At 65.3% G+C, this 19,576-nt stretch carries 19 protein-coding genes and 1 pseudogene; 12 read left to right on the forward strand and 8 right to left on the reverse strand.

All coding sequences use genetic code 11. The annotated features are described in order from the left end of the window. Positions 1–32 precede the first annotated feature (32 nt). The 9 genes from grpE (at position 33) to ASE13_RS14035 (ending at position 8,759) form a co-directional block, all read left to right on the forward strand. Complete coding sequence (gene grpE, locus ASE13_RS13995; protein WP_056617894.1) at positions 33–578, forward strand: nucleotide exchange factor GrpE; 546 nt, start codon at positions 33–35, stop codon at positions 576–578. Between the two features lie 230 nt (positions 579–808). Next, on the forward strand, positions 809–1,255 hold the full coding sequence (locus tag ASE13_RS14000; RefSeq protein ID WP_056616949.1) for a DUF1003 domain-containing protein: 447 nt from the start codon (positions 809–811) through the stop codon (positions 1,253–1,255). An 82-nt stretch (positions 1,256–1,337) separates the two neighbouring features. After that, complete coding sequence (locus tag ASE13_RS14005) at positions 1,338–1,736, forward strand: hypothetical protein (RefSeq protein ID WP_056616952.1); 399 nt, start codon at positions 1,338–1,340, stop codon at positions 1,734–1,736. 42 nt (positions 1,737–1,778) lie between these two features. Continuing rightward, positions 1,779–2,588, forward strand: coding sequence for a ferredoxin--NADP reductase (locus ASE13_RS14010; protein WP_235537007.1), 810 nt, complete (start codon positions 1,779–1,781; stop codon positions 2,586–2,588). 193 nt (positions 2,589–2,781) lie between these two features. Then, positions 2,782–5,529 (forward strand): [protein-PII] uridylyltransferase, encoded by a 2,748-nt coding sequence (locus ASE13_RS14015; RefSeq protein WP_056616958.1) that lies wholly within the window; start codon positions 2,782–2,784, stop codon positions 5,527–5,529. A 15-nt stretch (positions 5,530–5,544) separates the two neighbouring features. Beyond that, positions 5,545–5,928, forward strand: a complete 384-nt coding sequence (locus tag ASE13_RS14020; RefSeq protein WP_056616961.1) for a VOC family protein — start codon at positions 5,545–5,547, stop codon at positions 5,926–5,928. 86 nt (positions 5,929–6,014) lie between these two features. Continuing rightward, positions 6,015–6,329: a YdeI/OmpD-associated family protein gene (locus ASE13_RS14025; protein ID WP_056616964.1), complete on the forward strand. Its 315-nt coding sequence runs from the start codon at positions 6,015–6,017 to the stop codon at positions 6,327–6,329. A gap of 86 nt (positions 6,330–6,415) precedes the next feature. Beyond that, on the forward strand, positions 6,416–7,171 hold the full coding sequence (locus tag ASE13_RS19905; protein WP_162254698.1) for an AraC family transcriptional regulator: 756 nt from the start codon (positions 6,416–6,418) through the stop codon (positions 7,169–7,171). A 76-nt stretch (positions 7,172–7,247) separates the two neighbouring features. Then, positions 7,248–8,759 carry a S41 family peptidase gene (locus ASE13_RS14035; protein ID WP_082596800.1) on the forward strand — a complete coding sequence of 504 codons (1,512 nt, stop codon included), beginning with the start codon at positions 7,248–7,250 and terminating at the stop codon, positions 8,757–8,759. An 18-nt stretch (positions 8,760–8,777) separates the two neighbouring features. On the opposite strand, the gene ASE13_RS14040 is transcribed toward ASE13_RS14035, so the two are convergent. Next, positions 8,778–10,103 carry a Gfo/Idh/MocA family protein gene (locus ASE13_RS14040; protein WP_056616972.1) on the reverse strand — a complete coding sequence of 442 codons (1,326 nt, stop codon included), beginning with the start codon at positions 10,101–10,103 and terminating at the stop codon, positions 8,778–8,780. Positions 10,104–10,230: 127 nt separating this feature from the next. Next, positions 10,231–10,896, reverse strand: a complete 666-nt coding sequence (locus ASE13_RS20060) for a hypothetical protein (RefSeq protein WP_056616975.1) — start codon at positions 10,894–10,896, stop codon at positions 10,231–10,233. A 103-nt stretch (positions 10,897–10,999) separates the two neighbouring features. Here ASE13_RS20060 and ASE13_RS14050 point away from each other — a divergent pair, with 103 nt between their 5' ends. Beyond that, a complete protein-coding gene (locus ASE13_RS14050; protein WP_162254699.1) occupies positions 11,000–11,914 on the forward strand; it encodes an AraC family transcriptional regulator in 915 nt (304 codons plus the stop codon). Positions 11,915–11,933: 19 nt separating this feature from the next. Here the strand turns inward: ASE13_RS14050 and ASE13_RS14055 are convergent, their stop codons facing one another. From ASE13_RS14055 to ASE13_RS14065, 3 genes are all read right to left on the reverse strand, one after another. Then, entirely contained in the window at positions 11,934–12,797 is an 864-nt protein-coding gene (locus tag ASE13_RS14055; protein ID WP_056616980.1) for a family 16 glycosylhydrolase, read from the reverse strand. After that, on the reverse strand, positions 12,794–13,297 hold the full coding sequence (gene infC / locus ASE13_RS14060) for a translation initiation factor IF-3 (protein WP_056616984.1): 504 nt from the start codon (positions 13,295–13,297) through the stop codon (positions 12,794–12,796). The genes ASE13_RS14055 and infC overlap by 4 nt, the downstream gene beginning before the upstream one ends. An 85-nt stretch (positions 13,298–13,382) precedes the next feature. Then, positions 13,383–13,850, reverse strand: coding sequence for an acetyltransferase (locus ASE13_RS14065; protein WP_235536985.1), 468 nt, complete (start codon positions 13,848–13,850; stop codon positions 13,383–13,385). A 158-nt stretch (positions 13,851–14,008) separates the two neighbouring features. Here ASE13_RS14065 and ASE13_RS14070 point away from each other — a divergent pair, with 158 nt between their 5' ends. After that, positions 14,009–14,827, forward strand: coding sequence for a TorF family putative porin (locus ASE13_RS14070; RefSeq protein WP_056616990.1), 819 nt, complete (start codon positions 14,009–14,011; stop codon positions 14,825–14,827). A gap of 165 nt (positions 14,828–14,992) precedes the next feature. Here the strand turns inward: ASE13_RS14070 and thrS are convergent, their stop codons facing one another. After that, positions 14,993–16,984 (reverse strand): threonine--tRNA ligase, encoded by a 1,992-nt coding sequence (thrS, locus tag ASE13_RS14075; protein WP_200955741.1) that lies wholly within the window; start codon positions 16,982–16,984, stop codon positions 14,993–14,995. A 160-nt stretch (positions 16,985–17,144) separates the two neighbouring features. Here thrS and ASE13_RS14080 point away from each other — a divergent pair. Continuing rightward, a pseudogene (locus ASE13_RS14080) lies at positions 17,145–18,179 on the forward strand (family 43 glycosylhydrolase); the annotation flags it as partial. Here ASE13_RS14080 and ASE13_RS14085 read toward each other — a convergent pair. Both ASE13_RS14085 and ASE13_RS14090 read right to left on the reverse strand, forming a co-directional pair. After that, a complete protein-coding gene (locus ASE13_RS14085; RefSeq protein WP_056616996.1) occupies positions 18,179–18,664 on the reverse strand; it encodes a hypothetical protein in 486 nt (161 codons plus the stop codon). The pseudogene ASE13_RS14080 and the gene ASE13_RS14085 sit on opposite strands and share 1 nt — an antisense overlap. 28 nt (positions 18,665–18,692) lie before the next feature. Beyond that, positions 18,693–19,511, reverse strand: a complete 819-nt coding sequence (locus ASE13_RS14090; RefSeq protein WP_056616999.1) for an LD-carboxypeptidase — start codon at positions 19,509–19,511, stop codon at positions 18,693–18,695. Positions 19,512–19,576: the final 65 nt, after the last annotated feature.

The following is a 19,576-nucleotide window of genomic DNA, read 5'->3' on the forward strand; positions in this document are numbered from 1 at the left end:
AACAGGGAATCATGTCGAACGAGAATAAGAAGATGAGCGCGGACGTGCAGGACGCGGAGACCAACCTTCGTGAGGAGACTGCGGAGGCGGCTCCGGAAGTGGCGGAGCATGATCGCGCCGCCGAGCTGGAGGCGCAACTCGCCGAGGCGCGCGCCGCGGTGCTGTATGCGCAGGCCGAGACGCAGAATGTCCGCCGCCGAGCCGAAAAGGAAGCGCAGGACGCGCGGGCTTATGCCGCGACTGCCTTTGCACGCGACATCCTCTCGGTTTCCGACAATCTCTCGCGCGCACTCGCGGCGATCCCCGCCGACCTGCGCGAGGACGAGAAGCTCAAGGGACTGGTGACGGGTCTCGAGGCTACCGGCCGCGAGATCGAGTCGGTGTTCGCGCGCCACGGCATCTCGAAGATCGTCGCGGTCGGCGAGGCGCTCGATCCCAATCGCCACCAGGCGATGATGGAAGTGCCCTCGGCCGATGCCGAGCCCGGCACGGTCGTGCAGGAAATCCAGACCGGCTACATGATCAAGGACCGGCTGCTGCGCCCGGCTTTGGTCGGCGTGGCGAAGAAGCCGGACTGAGCCGGCCTCCGGGCGGCTTTCATGACGCTTTTTTCATTTGACCTTGCCCGGCGCGATTGCCACTTCGCGCCCGGGCACGCAGCCGCGCGCCTTTTCCGCAACGGTCCTCGAGAAGGGTCATGTCCAGCAACGATCATAGTCGATCGACCGAGCCGCCTGAGGCCGTCGCGCTGAGCTGATCCCGTCACCTCGCGCCGGCCCCGGGCGGCCGGTCGGCAGTGAGGTGTATCATGAATGCAGCAATCCGTTTCCTCGCAGACCTGCGCCGTATCGGCGCGGGCGGCGATCCCCATGCCCTGTTCGACGAGCGGCTGACCTTCGGTCAGAAGCTGGCCGACCGCGTCGCCACCGTCGGTGGTTCGTGGGGCTTCATCATCGGCTTCGGCGTCTTCCTCGGCGCCTGGGCGATCCTCAACACGGTGATCCTGGCGGCGCACGCCTTCGATCCGTTTCCTTTCATCTTCCTCAACCTGATGCTGTCGATGCTCGCGGCGCTGCAGGCGCCCGTGATCATGATGAGCCAGAACCGCCAGGCGGCGAAGGACCGGTTCGAGGCGCGGCTCGATTACGAGACCAACCAGCGCGCCGAGACCCAGATCGAGGCGCTGCACGACAAGATCGACACGCTGCGCGAGGAACTGGCCCGGCTCGCGGCGCAGCCGATGGGGCGGAGTTAGAAGTTCGCTATTGATAATCATTCGCATATAACGCTAGAGGCCGGATCGGCTCGCGGTCGGGCCGGCCTCTGGCGGGGGTGATGTGTACCAGTATCTCGATCGGACGATCCCCGAACTGGCGAGCGGCGACGCGCTGCTCGTCTGGGCGATGCGGCGATGGGTGGATGCGATGCGCGGCGGGCGCTGCCCCTGCGTGGCGATCGGCCCCGTTTTCGCCGCGCGCGGACTCGGCGCGATGCTGCCCGACTTCAACATCGCGATGATGCTGCTCGATCGCGAAGGCCATGCGCAACTCGAATTCGGCGCGATCGGCTGCGCCCGGGTGCGCGACGACGAGGCGCTGCTGCTGTCGCTTCATGCTGCGGCTGGCAGGCATGAAGAAATCCTTGTCGGCAGGATCGCCGAAGCGCTGGTAAAGCCCGGCGCACAGCGCACCCTTCGATTCGCCGCCACCCGCATCGCCCAGGCCATGGCGGCCTGAGCGCAACTTCAACGACTCCAGGATTGCCGTTTCACGATGAACATGCACGCCCGCCCGCCGCAATTGCTCCCCGAGCATGCCGCTTTCCAGACCTGCCAGGTGCGCTGGGTGCGGCATTGGAACGAGCATCTGTTCAGCTTCGCGATCGAACGCCCGGCGAGCTTCCGCTTCCGCTCGGGCGAGTTCGTGATGCTCGGGCTCGAAGGCGAGGGCAAGCCGCTGATGCGCGCTTACTCGATCGCCAGCCCGACCTGGTCCGACGAGCTCGAATTCCTCTCGATCAAGGTGCCCGACGGCCCGCTGACCTCGCGGCTCCAGACGATCCGCGAGGGCGACCAGCTCTATCTCGGCAGGAAGCCCACCGGCACGCTGGTGTCCGATGCGCTGCTGCCCGGCCGCCGGCTGTTCATGCTCTCGACCGGCACCGGGCTCGCGCCGTTCCTCAGCATCGCGCGCGATCCCGACATCTATGATGCGTTCGGCCAGATCGTGATCGTCCACTCGACGCGCCGGGTGAGCGACCTCGCTTATCATGACGAGCTGACTGCGCAGCTCGCCGGCGATCCCCTGGTCGCGGACCAGGCGTTGCTGCAGTTCCATTATATCCCGACGGTCACGCGCGAACCCTTCCGCACCACCGGGCGGATCGGTCAATTGATCGAGGAAGGCTGGCTGTTCCAACCCCCGGTCGCGGGCGACCGCGCGCTCAATCCGGAAACCGATCGGGTGATGCTGTGCGGCAGCAGCGAGATGATCAAGGATTTCTCGGCGATGCTGGAGAGCCATGGCTTCGAGGAAGGCTCGAATGCCAAGCCGGGGACGTTCGTGGTCGAACGCGCCTTTGTAGGCTGATCGCGACGCGCGTCCTGACGATTAATTTCCGTTCGTGCTGAGCTTGTCGAAGCACCGTTCTCCTCACTCTCCACCGATCGGAGAAAGAAGAACGGCCCTTCGACAAGCTCAGGGCGAACGGAGGAAGGTGTTCTAGTCCATCGCAAAGCCGCAAGCGGTGGCATCTGCGGCACCGTTCCCCTATCTCCGCCCCATGTCCTCGCGCTTCGATTCCGTCCCGCACCGCCGCGCTTTGATCGATCGGCGGGCCGTTGCCGAACGCCTTGCCGCGATCGAGGCAGGCGATCCCGCCGCGTTGCGCCGTGCCGCGACCGTGGAATTGAAGGCGGCGCTCGATGCCGGCCAGGTGGAGATCGCCCGCCGGCTGGCGGAGCACCCTTCGCGCGGGCACGAGATGGCGGCGGCGGGGGCGTTTTTGATCGACCAGTTGCTCCGTTTGCTCTGGGATTTCACCATCGAGCGGCTGCACCCCAACCATAATCCCAGCGCCGGCGAGCGGCTGACGCTGATCGCGGTGGGCGGTTATGGCCGCGGCGAAATGGCGCCGCATTCGGACATCGACATCGGCTTCCTCACCCCGTGGAAGGTCACCGGCTGGTGCGAGCAGGTCATCGAATCCATGCTCTATTCGCTGTGGGACATGCAGCTGAAGGTCGGGCATTCGTCGCGCTCGCTCGACGACATGATTCGCCAGGCCAAGGCCGATGTGACGGTGCGCACCGCCTTGCTGGAGGCGCGCTATGTCTGGGGCGATACCGCTTTGTACGACGAGGCGGCGCAGCGCTTCAAGGTCGAGATCCAGGCCGATACCGCGCGCGATTTCATCGCCCAGAAGCTCGCCGAGCGCGATGCGCGGCACAAGCGGATGGGCGACAGCCGCTATGTCGTCGAGCCCAACGTCAAGGAAGGCAAAGGCGGCCTGCGCGATCTCCACGCGCTCTTCTGGATCGGCAAATACGCATATAATGTCCGCGAGCCTGCCGAGCTCGTCGAGGCGGGGCTGCTCACGCCCCACGAATATCGCCAGTTCCGCCGCGCCGAGAATTTCCTCTGGGCGGTGCGCTGCCAGCTCCACACGCTCACCGGCCGCGCCGAGGATCGCCTCACCTTCGACGTCCAGCCCGAGATCGCCGAGCGGATGCGCTATGCCGACCGGCCCGGCAAATCGAAGGTCGAGCGCTTCATGCACTTCTACTTCCTTCAGGCGAAGGTGGTGGGCGACCTGACCGGGGTGTTCCTCGCGCATCTCGACGAGAAATTCGCGGCGCGAGGCAGCCGCTTCGGCTTTCCGCGGCTGTTCAAGAGCCCCCGGAAACTCCACGGCTTCACGCTCGAGCGGAGCCGGCTGGCGATCCCCCGCGACAATTTCTTTCAGGAGGATCCGGTCCGGCTGGTGGAGATCTTCCAGCTCGCCGACCTGCACGGCCTCGAAATCCACCCCACCGCGATGCGCGCCGCCGCCCGCGATGCGCGGCTGGTCGACGATGTCCGCAGCGATCCGCGTGCCAATGCGCTGTTTCTCGACGTGCTGACTTCGCCGCGCACGCCCGAACTGGTGCTGCGCTGGATGAACGAGGCGGGGGTATTCGGGCGGTTCGTGCCGGATTTTGGCCGCGTCGTCGCGCAGATGCAGTTCGACATGTACCACCATTATACGGTGGACGAGCATTCGATCCGCGCGATCGGGTTGCTCAACCAGATCGAGAAAGGCGAACTCAAGGAAGACCATCCACTCGCCACCGGCATCTTCGAGCAGATCGTGTCGCGGCGCGCCTTGTTCGTCGCAGTCCTGCTCCACGATATCGCCAAGGGCCGGGGCGGGGACCATAGCGTGCTGGGCGCCGAAGTCGCCGAGCGACTCTGCCCGCGCCTCGGCATGAGCCCCGCCGAGACCGAGACCGTCGCCTGGCTGGTGCGCTGGCATTTGCTGATGTCGGCGACTGCGTTCAAGCGCGACCTCAGCGACTTCAAGACGATCCTCGACTTCGCCGAGCATGTGCAGAGCCCCGAGCGGCTGCGCATGCTGCTGATCCTGACGATCGTCGACATCCGCGCGGTGGGCCCCGGCGTGTGGAACAGCTGGAAGCGCCAGCTCCTCGCCAATCTCTTCGATTCGGCCGAGGAAGTCCTTCGCCTCGGCCACAAGCAGAAGGGCCGCAGCGAACGCGTCGCCGCCAAGCAGGAGGATCTCGCGGCGATCCTCGGTTGGAGCGACGAACGCATGGCGGCGCTCAAGAAACGGCTGACCGAGCCCTATTGGATCGCCGAGCCGCTCGATGTGCTCGAGCGCAACGCCCGCCAGATCGACGCGGCGGGCGACCAGCAGCTCTCGATCGAGGCGCAGGTCTATCCAGAGCGCGGCGCGACCCTGGTGACGGTCTATGCCTCGGACCATCCCGGGCTGTTCTATCGCATCGCCGGGGCGATCCATGTCGCCGGCGGCAACATCATCGACGCGCGCATCCACACCACGCGCGACGGCATGGCGCTCGACAATTTCCTCGTCCAGGATCCGCTCGGCCGTCCGTTCGACGAGGAGGCGCGGCTCAATCGGATCAAGGCGAGCATCACCGATTCGCTGGCCAATCGCTCGAAGCTGCAGGAGCGCCTCAAGACCCGGCCGCTGTCGCGTCCGCGCGCCGATGCGTTCCCGATCGAGCCCAATGTGCTGATCGATAACAAGGCGTCGAACCGCTTCACCGTGATCGAGGTCAACGCGCGCGATCGGCCGGCCCTGCTCTGCCATCTCGCCTTCGCCTTGTTCCAGTCGAAGGTGACGATCCATTCGGCGCATGTCGCCACCTATGGCGAGCGCGCGGTCGACACCTTCTACCTGACCGATCTGATCGGTGATAAGATCGAGAGCGCGGCACGATTGAAGACGATCGAGCGCCGTCTGCTCGAGGCCGCGGCGGGGCAGGACATCGCCCAGGCCGCCTGACGAAAGGGGTTTTACATGCCGGTGATCGGATTGGGCGGTTTCTTCTTCCGCGCGCAGGACCCCGATGCGCTGACGACCTGGTATCGCGAGACGCTGGGCGTCGGCGGCGGCTGCGGCAAGGACGAGCAGGGCCAGTCGAGCGACTGGTTCTGGTATCCCGAGCCCGGCCCGGTGGTGTTCGCGCCGTTCAAGGCGACCACTGATTATTTCGCGCCGGACAAGAGCTTCATGCTCAACCTGCGCGTCCGCGACCTCGACGGGCTGCTCGAACAGCTCAACGCGCTGGGGATCGAGATCACCACCAAGGACGAATGGGACACGCCCGGGACCGGCCGCTTCGCGCGGATCCACGATCCGGAGGGCAACCCGATCGAGCTTTGGGAACCGCCTGCGGCGTGAGGGCGTACGCGACGCCGGGAGATTTCCCTGGCGGTTGACTCAGGCGAAGTGACCCTGTTGTTGGGTTGGCGAAACCCGGAGGTCCCGTGGCAAACAATTTCTCCCATGGCACAGTCCACCAGGCAGGGGACGACCTGCAGGCAGCAGTTCGGGCGGATCCCAAGATCCTTGCCTTGTGGGAAAGCCTGACGCCGCTTGGCCGGAATGAATTCATCTGCTGGGTCGACGATGCGAAACAGCCGGCGACCCGCCAACGTCGCATCGAGCGGACCTGCGAGGAACTGGTGGAGGGGAAGAAGCGGCCCTGCTGCTGGGTGGGCTGCATCCACCGCACCGACAAGGCGCCGAGCCGATGGCAACAGGCGGTCCTGATCGATCAGAAGGGGCGGGATCGCCCCTAGGTTGGCTTGGCCTGGCGTGTCATCACCGCACGTGCGGCGCACCTTTGCTCGCTGTCTTTCGAACCACCGTGGTGACGAGGCCCAGTATGAACCTGCATTTCGCGTCACTGCGCATCGGCCGGCATTCTTCGCACGCCGCAATGGCGGAGCACTGCCATGATGCCCCCAGCCTCTGCATCCTGGTTGCGGGATCCTATGAGGAAAGGATCCGCGGGCGCCGCGACGAACGCAGGCGGGGGAGCCTCTCCTTTTGCCCGGCCCATGAGCCCCATTCGCAGCGCATGGGGCGATCCGGCGCTTCCAAGCTGGTGCTGACACCAACGCAGGCGGGGCTGGATTTCCTGTCGGCGCAGGCGCGGCTCGACGAAGCGCCGGCGGTCCATTCGGAAGCCGTCTCGGCGATCGGCCGACGGATGGTGGCCGAGCTGGCCGTGGATGACGAATTTTCGGCACTGGCCGTGGAGGGGCTCGGGCATGAGCTGCTGGCGATCTTCGGCCGATCGATCGCGCGGGACCGCGACGTGCCTGCGCGCTGGCTGCGCGAAGCATGCGAGTATATGGCGGCACATGCCTGCGAGCCGCTCAGCCCGGGAGAGATCGCGGCTGCTATCGGCTGCGATCCAATACGCCTTTCCCGCGGATTCCGGCGCGCATTCGGCCATACCATCGGGCACCACCAGCGCAAGCTCCGCGTCGGCACGGCATCCGATCTCCTGTCCCGAAGCCGAATGCCGATCGCCGAGATCGCGCAGGCCTGTGGCTTCCATGATCAGGCGCATCTGACGCGTATCTTCAAGGCCGAGACCGGCTGCACGCCTGCGGCCTTCAGGCGGCGTGCATAGCGTACAATCGTCCGCGGCGTCCAAGACGCGCCGGTCCGGGTGACCTACACGTCGCTTATTCGACGAGGGATCGGGCATGGCGACATCCGGAACGGGTCGCGGACTGGCAGCGCTGGCGGCGGCGGCTCTCTCGGGCTTGCTGCCCCAATCGGCACCTGCCCAGGAAACGGCACCGGCTTTCCATCGAGCGGACTGGCAGGAGGATTTCAGCCAGTTGAAGGCGGCGCTCGAGCGCTCGTACGTCAATCTGGCCTGGATGGGGTCGCCGCAGAGCGGTGTCGATGTCCCGCGGCTGGAACGCCGGGCGCGTGACGCGCTGTCCGCTGCCATCACGGATGCCGAGGCCGAACATGCGCTGCTCGACTTCGTCGCCGGTTTTCACGATGGTCATTTGTCGCCATTGCCCCGGCTGGCCGCCAACACTGTCCCCGCCGTTCCCGAGCCGGCCGATGCGCCGCTGGATCCGCAGAACCCGGGCAGCGGCTGTGCCGCCCTCGGCTATTCCGCGACGAGCCCCATCGCCTTCACGCTCCCCTTCGAAAGCCTGCCCGGCTTCGTGATGACGGGCGACGGGCTGACCGAGCCGTTCCGCAGCGGCCTCGTCCCGGCGCCCGATGGCGGCAGGATCGGAATCGTCCGCATCCAGGAGTTCGAGCCGACCGCGTTCCCGGCCGTGTGCATCCGCGCATGGGCGGCGCTGCGGGCGGCGAATATCCCGCTCACTCCCGGCGCGATCGAGGATGCCGCGAGTGACGCCTGGTTCGCGGCGCTTGCGGAGACGCTGGCGCAACTGCGCAAACAGGGCGCGACAGCGGTGCTCGTCGATATCGGCGGCAACAGCGGCGGCGGAGACAGCGGCGACTGGATGCCGCGCATGTTCACCGATCGTACCGTCTCGTCCGCACCGATGCTGATGGTCGACGCCCCGATATCGGCCCAATATTTCGACGAACAGATCCGCTCGATGGACAAGGGACTGGCGGCGCATACCGCGGCCGAGGGCGCGCAGGCGCTGGGGGAGGCACGCCGCTTCTTCGAAGCCCAAAAGGCGAAGATCGGGAAGCAGCGTTGCAACCTCGGCTGGGTGTGGACCGAGCAGCGGCCGTGGAACGCCGGCGCCTGCGACAACCTTCTCGCGGCGGGATTTGCGGGCGGCGCCAGGAACAACTTGCCCAAAGGCGCTTATGGCAATCCGGAAGTTGCCCGCAGGCTGTCCTGGGCCGCCGCGATCGAACCCTATTTCGGCGCCTGGAACGGGCCCGCTTATGTCCTGACCGACAACCGCACCTTCTCCGCGGCCGAGATGTTCGTGGCGACGATGAAGGACAATGGAATCGCCCGGACGCTGGGCGCTCGTACCGGCGGAGATGGATGCGGATTCATGGCGAAGGGCGATCCGCTGGTGCTGGCACATTCGCAGCTGCGATTCCGCATTCCCAATTGCCTGCGGCTTCGTGCCGACGGGACCGACGAGGTTGCGGGTATCGCCGCGGACTTCCCGCTCGCGCCGATGAAAGGCGAGAGCGGCCGCGGGCGCGCCGCACGCGCGCTGGCGGTGATCGCCGGGGATATGCCGTTGGCGCGGTAGGCGTGAGGGTGACGCCGCTTATGCCGGCAGGCGGTAAGGTGCGCGGTAGCGGGGCGTGATCAGGGCATTGGCTTCGGCATCGTCCTTGAACCTGCCCGCCGGGGCGTCCCAGTGGACTTTGCGGCCGGTGCGCCAGGCGACATTGCCCATCTGACAGACGGTGGCGGTGTTGGCCGCCGATTCGATGGGGCAAGCGGGCGTGCGTGCGCGATCCTTCACACAGGCGATGAAATCCGCCGTGTGCCGATCGAGCCCGTTGTCCGAGGCCTTGGTGACGGGAATTTCCCGGGTCAGAGCCTTGCCGTCGCTCACCTCCGGCGAGACCCACCATTTGCTGCGGTCTACCACCAAGGTGCCGGTTTCGCCCACAAAGGCCACGCCATGGTCATGGCCACCGAAGGGACCGCGACTGATGCCGACCGCATGTTCCCACTCCACCGAATAGTTGCCGAAGTCGAAGATGGCGGTCTGGGTGTCCGGGGTCTCCATGGCCGAGCCCGGATAACCGTACGCGCCGCCCAGCGAGCTGACGGAGTTCGGCGCCTGGGCCTTCATGCCCAGCAAAGCGATGTCCATCAGGTGGACGCCCCAATCGGTCATCAGGCCGCCCGCATAGTCCCAATACCAGCGCCAGTTGAAGTGGAAGCGGTTGGGGTTGAAGGCGCGCTGCCGCGCCGGACCGAGCCAGCGGTCATAGTCGACGCCGGGAGGCGCCGCCTGGTCCGGCTGGGGCGCGATGTTCTTCATCCAGCCCATATAGGCCCAGGCCTTGACCTTTCGCACCCGGCCGATACCGCCGGCATGGACGTGGGCGATGGCGTCGGCCCAATGTTGGTTGCTGCGCTGCCACTGGCCGACCTGGACGACGCGGTCGTGGCGCTGCTTGGCGGCGACCATCGCGCGGCATTCGGCGATGGAGTTGCCGAGCGGCTTTTCGCAATAGGCATCCTTGCCCGCCGACATGGCATCGATCAGCTGGAGCGCGTGCCAATGGTCGGGCGTGGCGATGATCACCGCGTCCACCGACTTGTCGTCCAGCATGCGGCGATAGTCGTCGTAAAGCCGCGGCGTGCGGCCGGAGGCCTTCTGCAGCTCGCCGGCGCGCTCGGTAAGGACCCTGGCGTCCACGTCGCAGAGGGCGACGGGCGTGACGTCGGCCCCCTTGAGCATCGCGTTGAGGTTTCCCCAGCCCATGCCCTTGCAGCCGATCAGGCCCACCTGGACCTTGTCGTTGGCGGACACGCGGCGGCGGCGCTGGGCATAGGCCTCGCTGAAGGGTGTCAGGGTAGCCGAGGCAGCGAGGCCACCGACGAGGAGCGTGCGGCGATCGAAGCTGGCGGTCATCCTAGTCTCCCCTGATTATTATTCCGATAATGTTAGCGCTAAAATATGCCTCCGCAAGGGCGCAAAGCGGGTGTTATCGGACAGATAGGATGATCGCTTTCCAGTTTGGGTTGGCGACCTGGCGGTGTCAGCTGCAGTCGCGCAGGTTGCGGAAGGCGCCGCTCGAATTGTTGCCCACCCAGAGCGCGGCGCGGCCGCCGGTTCCCTGCGTCAGCAGGGGCAGGTCGAGCTGCGGCGCCGCGGCGCCGTTGACGAACGCCTGCATCCGCCCCCCACGAAAGCGAACCATCAGGTGCACCCAATCGTTCGGATCGGGCGCAGAGCCGATCGCGCTTTCATAGACGCCGGGCGAGCGCTCGCGCAGCACCGGCCAGGGATGGTCCGGCATCGACATATATTGCAGCCCATGGGCGGCCAGCGCTGGATCTTCCGAGCGGAACCGGAACGGGCGCACATAGACGACATCGTACGTGTCCTTGTCCGTGCCGCGGAACGCGATGCCCACGAAGCTTCGGCCGAACTCGTTCGACCCGCGCACTTCCAGCGAAAGGCAACCCTCGGTGCGCGCGATGCCCGCGATCCAGGCCAGTCCCGTGTCGGGCGCGGCGTTCAGTCGGATCTCGCCACGGGCGGCGGTGGCGGTGCGGTTCACCACTTCGAGGCGGTCGAGCGCGAGCGCGACCGGTGCTCCGGCGCGCTGCCCTGCCGGAAGGGCCTGTGTCGGTATTGTTGCCGTGGCGAGGAGGATGGCCAGGCCGCATACCATCCGGCCGCCGTTCGTGAATTTCCGCATGAGAGCATCTCCTTTGCTCCCGATGGCTACGGCGGCGGCGCGATGGCGCGCTATCCGCCGCTTTCCGATTGGCTTTCACTATTTTCCGGTCAATCTTGCCGCAATGAAGACGGCGACCATACCACGACGCCAGCAGGGCGGTGGAACGCGCGTGGACCCGTTTCGTGCGCGCATTCCCTTTCACGACCCGCATTTTCCGCTGCGCACGAGCCATGTCGCGCCGCTGTCGGCGGCATTCGGCTACCTGCATTGCCACCCGGAATATGAGATCGCCTATATTCCCGAGGATCACGGCTCGTACATGATCCAGGATGCCGAGATTGCGATTGCGCCGGGCGACGTCTTCATCGTCAATGCCAACGAGATCCACCAGCCGATCATCCCGCGCGCACACAATCAGGGCGCTCTGGTGACCTATTTCGGCGCGTCGCTGTTCGGCGATCCGGAGGAGTGCTCGCTATGGATACAGCCGTTCCTCCATGCCGCCGAGTTCGGATGCAACAAGCTACCCGCCGATCCGCAGCTGCCATCGCTCATTCGGCAATTGCATGCGACCGCCGATCCGCAGCTGCCCAATTGGCAGATCGCCAGCCGCGGGCTGATCACGCACATATTGTCGATCGTGGCGCGGCTCTTCGCGGAGCAGTGTGACGCGATCGGCGTGTCGGGCCGGATCGCGAAGACGCACCGCTTCGCCTCGGTCATGGCCCATATCAACCAGCGGCTGGGCGATCGCATCGAAGCGGAGGAGCTCTATCGCCTCGCAGGCCTTTCGCACTCGCGCTTTTCCGAAGCGTTCCGGGATGCTTTCGGCGTCAGCGCGACGCGCTATATCCGGGTCCAGCGCCTGAAACGCGCGAAGCGGCTGCTGCGCTCGACCGAACTGAGCGTGACCGAGATCGCGTTCATGTGCGGATTCGGCACCATCAGCCTGTTCAACACTGCCTTCAGGAAGGAGGTGGGCGCTTCTCCGACGCTCTATCGCCGACGAAGGGTGGCTCCGGGTCTCGATGCCTGAGTAGGAGCTGCGCGCCGCACTATCGCTTCTGCCAGACCCGCACGTAATCGACTTCCATCTTCGACGGGAAGGCTGCGTCGTCGATTCCCTTCTGCCCGCCCCAGCCGCCGACGGCGACGTTGAGGATCAGATATTGTGGGCTGGCGAAGGGCCAGGTCGCGGGATCGCCCTTGTGGTCGTTGTCGAAGCGCATGTGCGCATGGCCATCGATCCCGATCAGGATGCGGTCCTCGTTCCAGTCGAGCTGGTAATTGTGGAACGCAGTGCACGCGTCGGGCACCGTCGCGTCCGCGCCCTTCTGGGTCTTGGCGACATGGTTATAGGCCTTGGTATGGACAGTGGCGTGGACGCGGCCGGGGTCCCAGCCGACATGCTCCATGATGTCGATCTCGCCCATGGCGGGCCAGCCGGCCTTGCCGTCCGACGCCAGCATCCAGATCGCCGGCCAGATCCCGCGCCCGCAGGCGAGCTTCGCGCGGACCTCGATATAGCCGTATTTCCAGTCGCCCAGCCCCTTGGTGACGAGCTTGCCCGAGGCAAACTCCTGCCCGCCGAAATCGGGCTTGTCGGCCAGCCGCTCCTTGCGTGCCTCGAGGATCAGATGCCCGTTCTCGACCCGGACATTCTCCGGGCGGTCGGCGGCATAATATTGGAGCTCTTCATTGTACCAGCCTTCCTTGTTGCGGCTGGTGTCGTACGCCCATTTCTTCGGATCGGGCGCGCCCGGACGGTCGAATTCGTCGGCCCAGACCTGGGCATAACCCGCCGGAACGCCGAGCGGCGCATCGGTCTTGGAAGTAGTGGAAGAAGCTGCGGTCTGCGCCGCGGCGGGGAGAGGCAGCAGGGCGGCGAGGGCCGCGAACAGCCCTCGCCCGATCCTCATTTGGGCGAGATGACCATCAGCATCTGACGGCCCTCCATGCGCGGGTAGCTCTCGATCTTGGCGATTTCCGCCGTATCGTCCTGCACGCGCTTGAGCAGGATCATGCCGAGCTGACCATGCGAAAGCTCGCGGCCGCGGAAGCGCAGGGTGATCTTCACCTTGTCGCCTTCGCCGAGGAATTTGTGGATCGCCTTCATCTTCGTATCATAATCATGATCGTCGATGTTCGGACGCATCTTGATCTCCTTGATCTCCTGCGTCTTCTGGGTCTTCCGCGCCTGGTTGGCCTTTTTCTGGGCCTCGTACTTGAACTTGCCGACGTCGAGGAACTTGGCGACGGGGGGATCGGCGTTGGGCGACACTTCGACAAGGTCGAGCCCGACCGATTGGGCCTGCTCCATCGCCTCGCGCGTGAACATCACGCCGAGATTCTCGCCCTCATGATCGATCACCCGCACCTTGGGCGATTGAATGAATTCATTGAAGCGCGGGCCGTTCATCGGCGGCGGTGCCAGAGGGCGCCGGGATTGGGGAGGACGGATAGGTATTTCTCCTGGGAATCGTTGGTTCAGCGTGGCGATATAGTCATTGACCCGAAGATTTGGAAGCCGCGCTTGCGCCACTGTGGCGCAAATGCACCAGTGGATAAGGGCGGCCCTGCGGATCGGTCTCCGAACGGCCCGTGCGGACGAAGCCGCGCGCCTCGTAAAAGGGCAAAGCATTGCTCGCCTGCTCGCTGGCATCGACGATCGCGCCCGGTGCCAGCGCGAGGGCATGATCGAGCAGCAAGGTGCCGATGCCGCGGCCATGATAGGCGGGGTCGACGAACAGCGCATCGATCATCGCGCCGTCCATCACGAGGAAGCCGAGCGGTCGATCCCCGGCGTCGACCGCGAGCCACAGTTCGACGTTCGGCAGGAACTCGTCGGCCACCATCACATCAATCTCGGCGCGGTCCTCCGGCGTGAGGAAGCCGTGCGTGACGTCCACCGCCGTGCGCCAGATCTCGAGCGCGCGCGGCACGTCTTCCGGCAGCCCCTTGCGGATTTGCATCATCCTCTCCTCCCTGCTGCGGCGCAGCAACACTTCCTTACACACGCGGCCGATTTCTTCCGATACCTCGTATGGCGCCGGATGCGGAGCCTGCCCGATGCGAGGCAGACCCGATCCGGACCGCAGGGGACCGCCACCTAAACCAAGGGGGAGTCCCAATGAAAAAATGTCTCGCGCTCGCCATCCTGCTCGGTTCGGCCACGCCTGCCTTCGCGCAGGAAGAGGAGCCGCCCAAGGCCGTCACCGTCTCGGGCAGCGTCGCGCTGGTTTCCGACTATCGCTTCCGCGGGGTCTCGCAGACCGATAAGGAAATGGCGATCCAGGGCGGCCTCACCGTCAACCATGAGAGCGGCCTCTATGGCGGCGTCTGGGCGTCGAACCTCGCCGGCTGGGGCACGTTCGGCGGCGCCAACATGGAGCTCGACCTCTATGCGGGGTACAAACTCCCGCTCGGCGACGGCGCCGCGCTCGATGTCGGCCTCACCTGGTACATGTATCCGGGCGGGTTCTCGAACACCGACTTCGCCGAGCCTTATGTGAAGCTGTCGGGCTCGCTCGGTCCTGTCACTGCGCTGGCGGGCGTGGCTTATGCGCCGAAGCAGGAAGCGCTCGGCAATTTCTCGGCGACGCCTGAGAGCAACGGCCAGTCCGAGGACAATCTCTATGTCTGGGGCGATCTCTCAGGCGGCGTGAAGGGCACCCCAGTGACGCTCAAGGCACATATCGGCTATTCGAACGGCAACCCGGGACTAGGGCCGAACGGCACCAGCCTCTCGCCCACCGGCGAATATCTGGACTGGATGCTCGGCGCCGACCTCGCGATCCCCGGCACGCCACTGACGCTGGGTGTCGCTTATACCGATACCAATATCAGCGAGAGCGAATCGGCCTATCTGCTGCCGAATTTCTCGTCGACCAAGGACGGGTCGAGCATCGCGGGTAGCCAAATCGTGTTCTCGGTGAGCGCGGCGTTTTGATTTTAACTCCCCTCCCTGCAAGGGCGGGGTCGGGGGGTGGGTGCGACCCCGGCGAAAGCCGGGGGAGCCCATCGAGCTGCAGTGAATAAAGAAAAGGCCGGGCATCGAGCCCGACCTTTTCTACCCACCCCTGGCCCCTCCCTAAAAGGGAGGGGAAACTCAGCTTCACCGCAGATCCGGCGCGGTCGCTTCTTCGACCAGTTTCGCCACCACTTCGTCCAGCGTCAGCATCTGCTGCCCCTGGCTCCCCAGCACGCGCAGCGCGACGGTGCCTTCCTCGGCCTCGCGCTTGCCGACCACCAGCAGGTTCGGGACCTTGGCCACCGAATGCTCGCGTACCTTGTAGTTGATCTTCTCGTTGCGCAGGTCGGTCTCGACGCGGATGCCCGCCGCGCGGAGCTTGTCGGCGACCTGTAGCGCGTAGTCGTCGGCGTCCGACACGATCGTCGCTACCACGGCCTGGGTCGGTGCCAGCCACACCGGCAGCTTGCCGGCGAAATGCTCGATCAGGATGCCGATGAAGCGCTCGTACGAGCCGAAGATCGCGCGGTGGAGCATCACCGGGCGATGGCGCTCGCCATCCTCGCCGACATAAGATGCGTCCAAGCGATCGGGCAGCACCCGGTCCGACTGGAGCGTGCCGACCTGCCAGGTCCGTCCGATCGCATCGGTCAGATGCCATTCGAGCTTGGGCGCATAAAAGGCGCCTTCGCCGGGCAGCTCTTCCCAGCCATATTCCTCGGTTGCCAGCCCGGCCCGGACCACGGCGTCGCGCAGCTCGGTCTCGGCTTTGTCCCACATTTCGTCGGTGCCGAAGCGCTTGTCGGGGCGCAGCGCCAGCTTGATCGCATAGGTGAAGCCGAAGTCGCGATAGATGCGATCGGCAAGCTCGCAGAATGCGCGCACCTCGTCGACGATCTGGTCCTCGCGGCAGAAGATATGCGCGTCGTCCTGGGTGAACTGGCGGACGCGCATCAGCCCGTGCAGCGCGCCGTGCGGCTCGTTACGGTGGCAGCAGCCATTCTCGTACAGGCGCAGCGGCAGGTCGCGGTACGATTTGATCCCCTGGCGGAAGATCAGCACGTGCGCCGGGCAGTTCATCGGCTTCAATGCCATCCACTGCGCGTCGTTCGAGACGATGGGCCCGTCGTCCTCGGTGTTGGGCACCTCGTCGGGGATGACGAACATGTTCTCGCGATATTTGCCCCAGTGGCCGGACTGCTCCCATTGGCGCGCGTCCATCACCTGCGGGGTCTTCACTTCGCGATAGCCCGCCGCGTCGATCGCGCGGCGCATATAGGCCTCGAGCTCGCGCCAGATGGTGAAGCCCTGCGGGTGCCAGAACACCGATCCATGCGCTTCGGCCTGCAAGTGGAACAGGTCCATCTCCTGGCCGAGCTTGCGATGGTCGCGCTTGGCGGCTTCCTCGAGCCGCATCAGATGCTCGTCGAGCTGCTTCTTGTTGAGCCAGCCGGTGCCGTAGATGCGCGAGAGCATCGCGTTCTTCTGGTCGCCGCGCCAATAGGCGCCCGAGACGCGCGTCAGCTTGAACGCATTGGGATCGACCTTGCCGGTGGAGGCCAAATGCGGCCCGCGGCACATGTCGAGCCACGAATCCTCGCTGTTGCCGGCGCGATAGACGGTCAGATCCTCGCCTTCGGGAAGCTCCTGTGCCCATTCGGCCTTGAAGGTCTCGCCCTGCGCGGTCCAGCGCGCGATCAGGTCGGCGCGCGACCAGACTTCGCGGATCAGCGGCGCGTCCGCGGCGATGATCCTGCGCATCTCGGCTTCGATTGCCGGCAGATCCTCTTCGGTGAACGGCCGGTCCTTCGGCGCGAAGTCGTAATAGAAGCCGTCGTCGGTCGAGGGGCCGAAAGTGATCTGCGTGCCCGGGAAGAGGTTCTGCACCGCTTCCGCCAGGATGTGCGCATAATCGTGGCGCACCAGTTCGAGCGCGTCCTTCTCGTCACGTGAAGTGACCAGAGCGAGCTGCGAATCGCCTTCGAACGGGCGGCCGATATCGCGCAATTCGCCGTCGACGCGCGCGGCGAGCGCGGCCTTGGCGAGCCCCGGACCGATCGCCGCGGCGATGTCCGCCGGGGTAGTCCCCGGGGCTACCTCGCGGACGGAACCGTCGGGCAGCGTGATACGGAACATCTCGGACACGGGATTGGCTTTCATTGGAGGTCGTTCGGAAGCGCGGCTTATGCCCGCGCAGGCGCGATATAGGCAAGGCGCGCGCCAACAGCAAAAAACGGCAATAGTCTGATGATTGGACTTGCGCCCGGCGCTCCGATCAGGTTCAGGACATCGGATGCTGAACCAGATCATGAACCGGCGCGACCTGATCGCAGGCGGCGCAGCACTCTCGATCGCCGCCACGGTGCCCGGCGTCGCGCAGGCCAAGGAGGCGAAGATCACCAATCCCCTGATCCTCCAGCGCGCCGATCCGCAGATCCTGCGCCACGGTGACTGGTTCTACTTCACCGGCTCGGTCCCCGAATATGACCGCATCGTGCTGCGCCGCGCCAGGACGATCGCGGGTCTGAAGGATGCCCCCGAGACGGTGCTCTGGCGCCGCCCCGCGAGCGGCAGGATGGCGGGCTATATCTGGGCGCCCGAGATCCACCATTTCGACGGCGCCTGGCACGTCTATTTCGCCGCAGGCAATGGCGACGACAAGTTCCACATCCGCACTTATGTGCTGAAGGGCCAAAGCGAGAATCCGCTGACTGCCGACTGGTCGCTGCTCGGGCAGTTCGAGACGCCCTGGGACACCTTCACGCTCGACAGCACGATCTTCGAGCACAAGGGCGTCCGCTATATCTGCTGGGCGCAGCGCGAGCCGGGAATCGAGACCAACTCCAACCTCTATCTCGCGCCGCTGAAGACTCCGACCACGCTCGCGGCGGCGCCCGCGCGGCTGACCGTGCCGACGCTCGACTGGGAAGTGCGGGGCTTCAAGGTCGCCGAGGGGCCGGCTATCCTCGCGCGGAACGGCAGGCTGTTCCTCACCTATTCGGCGAGCGCGACCGATGCGCGCTATTGCATGGGGATGCTCACGGCCGATGCGGAGGCGGATATCATGAACCCCGCGTCGTGGACCAAGTCACCGGCGCCGGTGTTCGCGACATCCGAGGCGAACAAGGTCTATGGCCCCGGCCACAACAGCTTCGTCGTCGACGAGCATGGCCGCGACCTGCTGGTCTATCACGGCCGCGACTATCGCGAGATCAAGGGCGATCCGCTGTTCGATCCGAACCGCCATGCACGGGTGCAACCGATCCACTATCGGGCGGATGGGACGCCCGATTTCGGCGTGCCGGTGGCGAACGGGCGATTGAATAGTCGTTAAGCGAAATGTCGTTCATCGTAGATGCGTGAATAGTCGCCGAATTCGGTTCCAGCGAGGTCTGCCTCGATCGCTTGTTTCGCCAGCGCAAAATCGACCACGAAGTTGCAGACTTCCATCGTGCCGCTGCCAATGCTGCCACCGTCGCATATTCCCAACCCGGTCCAACCGAGAAGTTCGTTCATGCGCGCCTCAAGTTCATGCCGCTTGTCCAGATCTGCAGGCGATCCCATTCCTTCCACTGCATATTCGATCATTAGGACAGCATGCTCTTCGGGCGAGATCGGCGCAAAGCCATCCGCGACGAGACGATCGATCTCCTTCTGGATGATGTTCGTTGCCTTACGCAGGAAGCTGGATCGTATAGTTTTATCGGTGCCCCGTGTTCCCAAGGCGCCCCAATGGACGATATGCTCGCCATGCTCTTGCTCCCACGTCTCCCAATATTCTGCGCTATCGGGCGTAAGACGGTAGAGCTTCAGCATTCCAGCACCTCAAAATGACGAAAAATATTTACGCCAGCCCGAACGGCACCACGCGATTAAGTTCGATATGGCCGATTTCGGCGCGGCCCAAATACGGGACCTTCATGTCGCGGCACCAGCGGGTGATGATCTGCTCGATCGTCTCGCCAAAGTCGTTGCCGTTGTCGACCACCGAGCTGACCGCGCCGAGCCGCACGCCGGCGATGCCCTTGAGCTGGGTGGCGTGCGCCATCTGGAACAGCATCCGGTCGATCCGGTAGAGCGGCTCGTCGACTTCCTCGATCATCAGCACGTGATCCGTGAGATCGGGCATCCATTTGGTGCCGATCATCGTCGTCAGGATGGCGAGGTTGAACGCCGCGGCCGGGCGTCCGTCGGCAAGGCTCGGCTCGAGCGCGCGGCGGTCCTTGTCGATCAGCCAGCCCAATGCCCAGCCCGCGGCCTCGCCGGTGTCGTTCTTGCCGATGCTGCTCGCCATCGAGGCATGCACCGAGCGCCCGATCCGCCGCGCATAAAGCGCACCGAGCAGGAACCCCATGTCGGAGAAGCCCATATAGGTCTTGCGCCCCGCGGCGGCGCCCAGCTGGGGCATCACCATGTCGAGAATGCGGTTCGAGCCATAGCCGCCGCGCGCGAACCAGATCGCGTCGAAGGCGGGATCGTTGGCATATTCCAGAAACGCCGCGGCGCGCTGCTCGTCGGTGCCCGCGAAATGGCCGGCTTCGTAATAGCATTGCTCGTGAAACACGATGTCGTGGCCGGGATAAGTGAGCGCCATGAACGCCGCCATCCGCAGCGAGCTTTCGCGCGTGACGGGTCTTGCCGGTGCTACCACTCCGATGCGCATGCGCTTGCCAATTCCCGTTCGCCCTGAGCTTGTCGAAGGGCCGTCCTGCTTCTCGGCTCGCAGGT

It is taken from the genome of Sphingomonas sp. Root241 (genome assembly GCF_001428865.1).
Taxonomy (GTDB): Bacteria; Pseudomonadota; Alphaproteobacteria; order Sphingomonadales; family Sphingomonadaceae; genus Sphingomonas.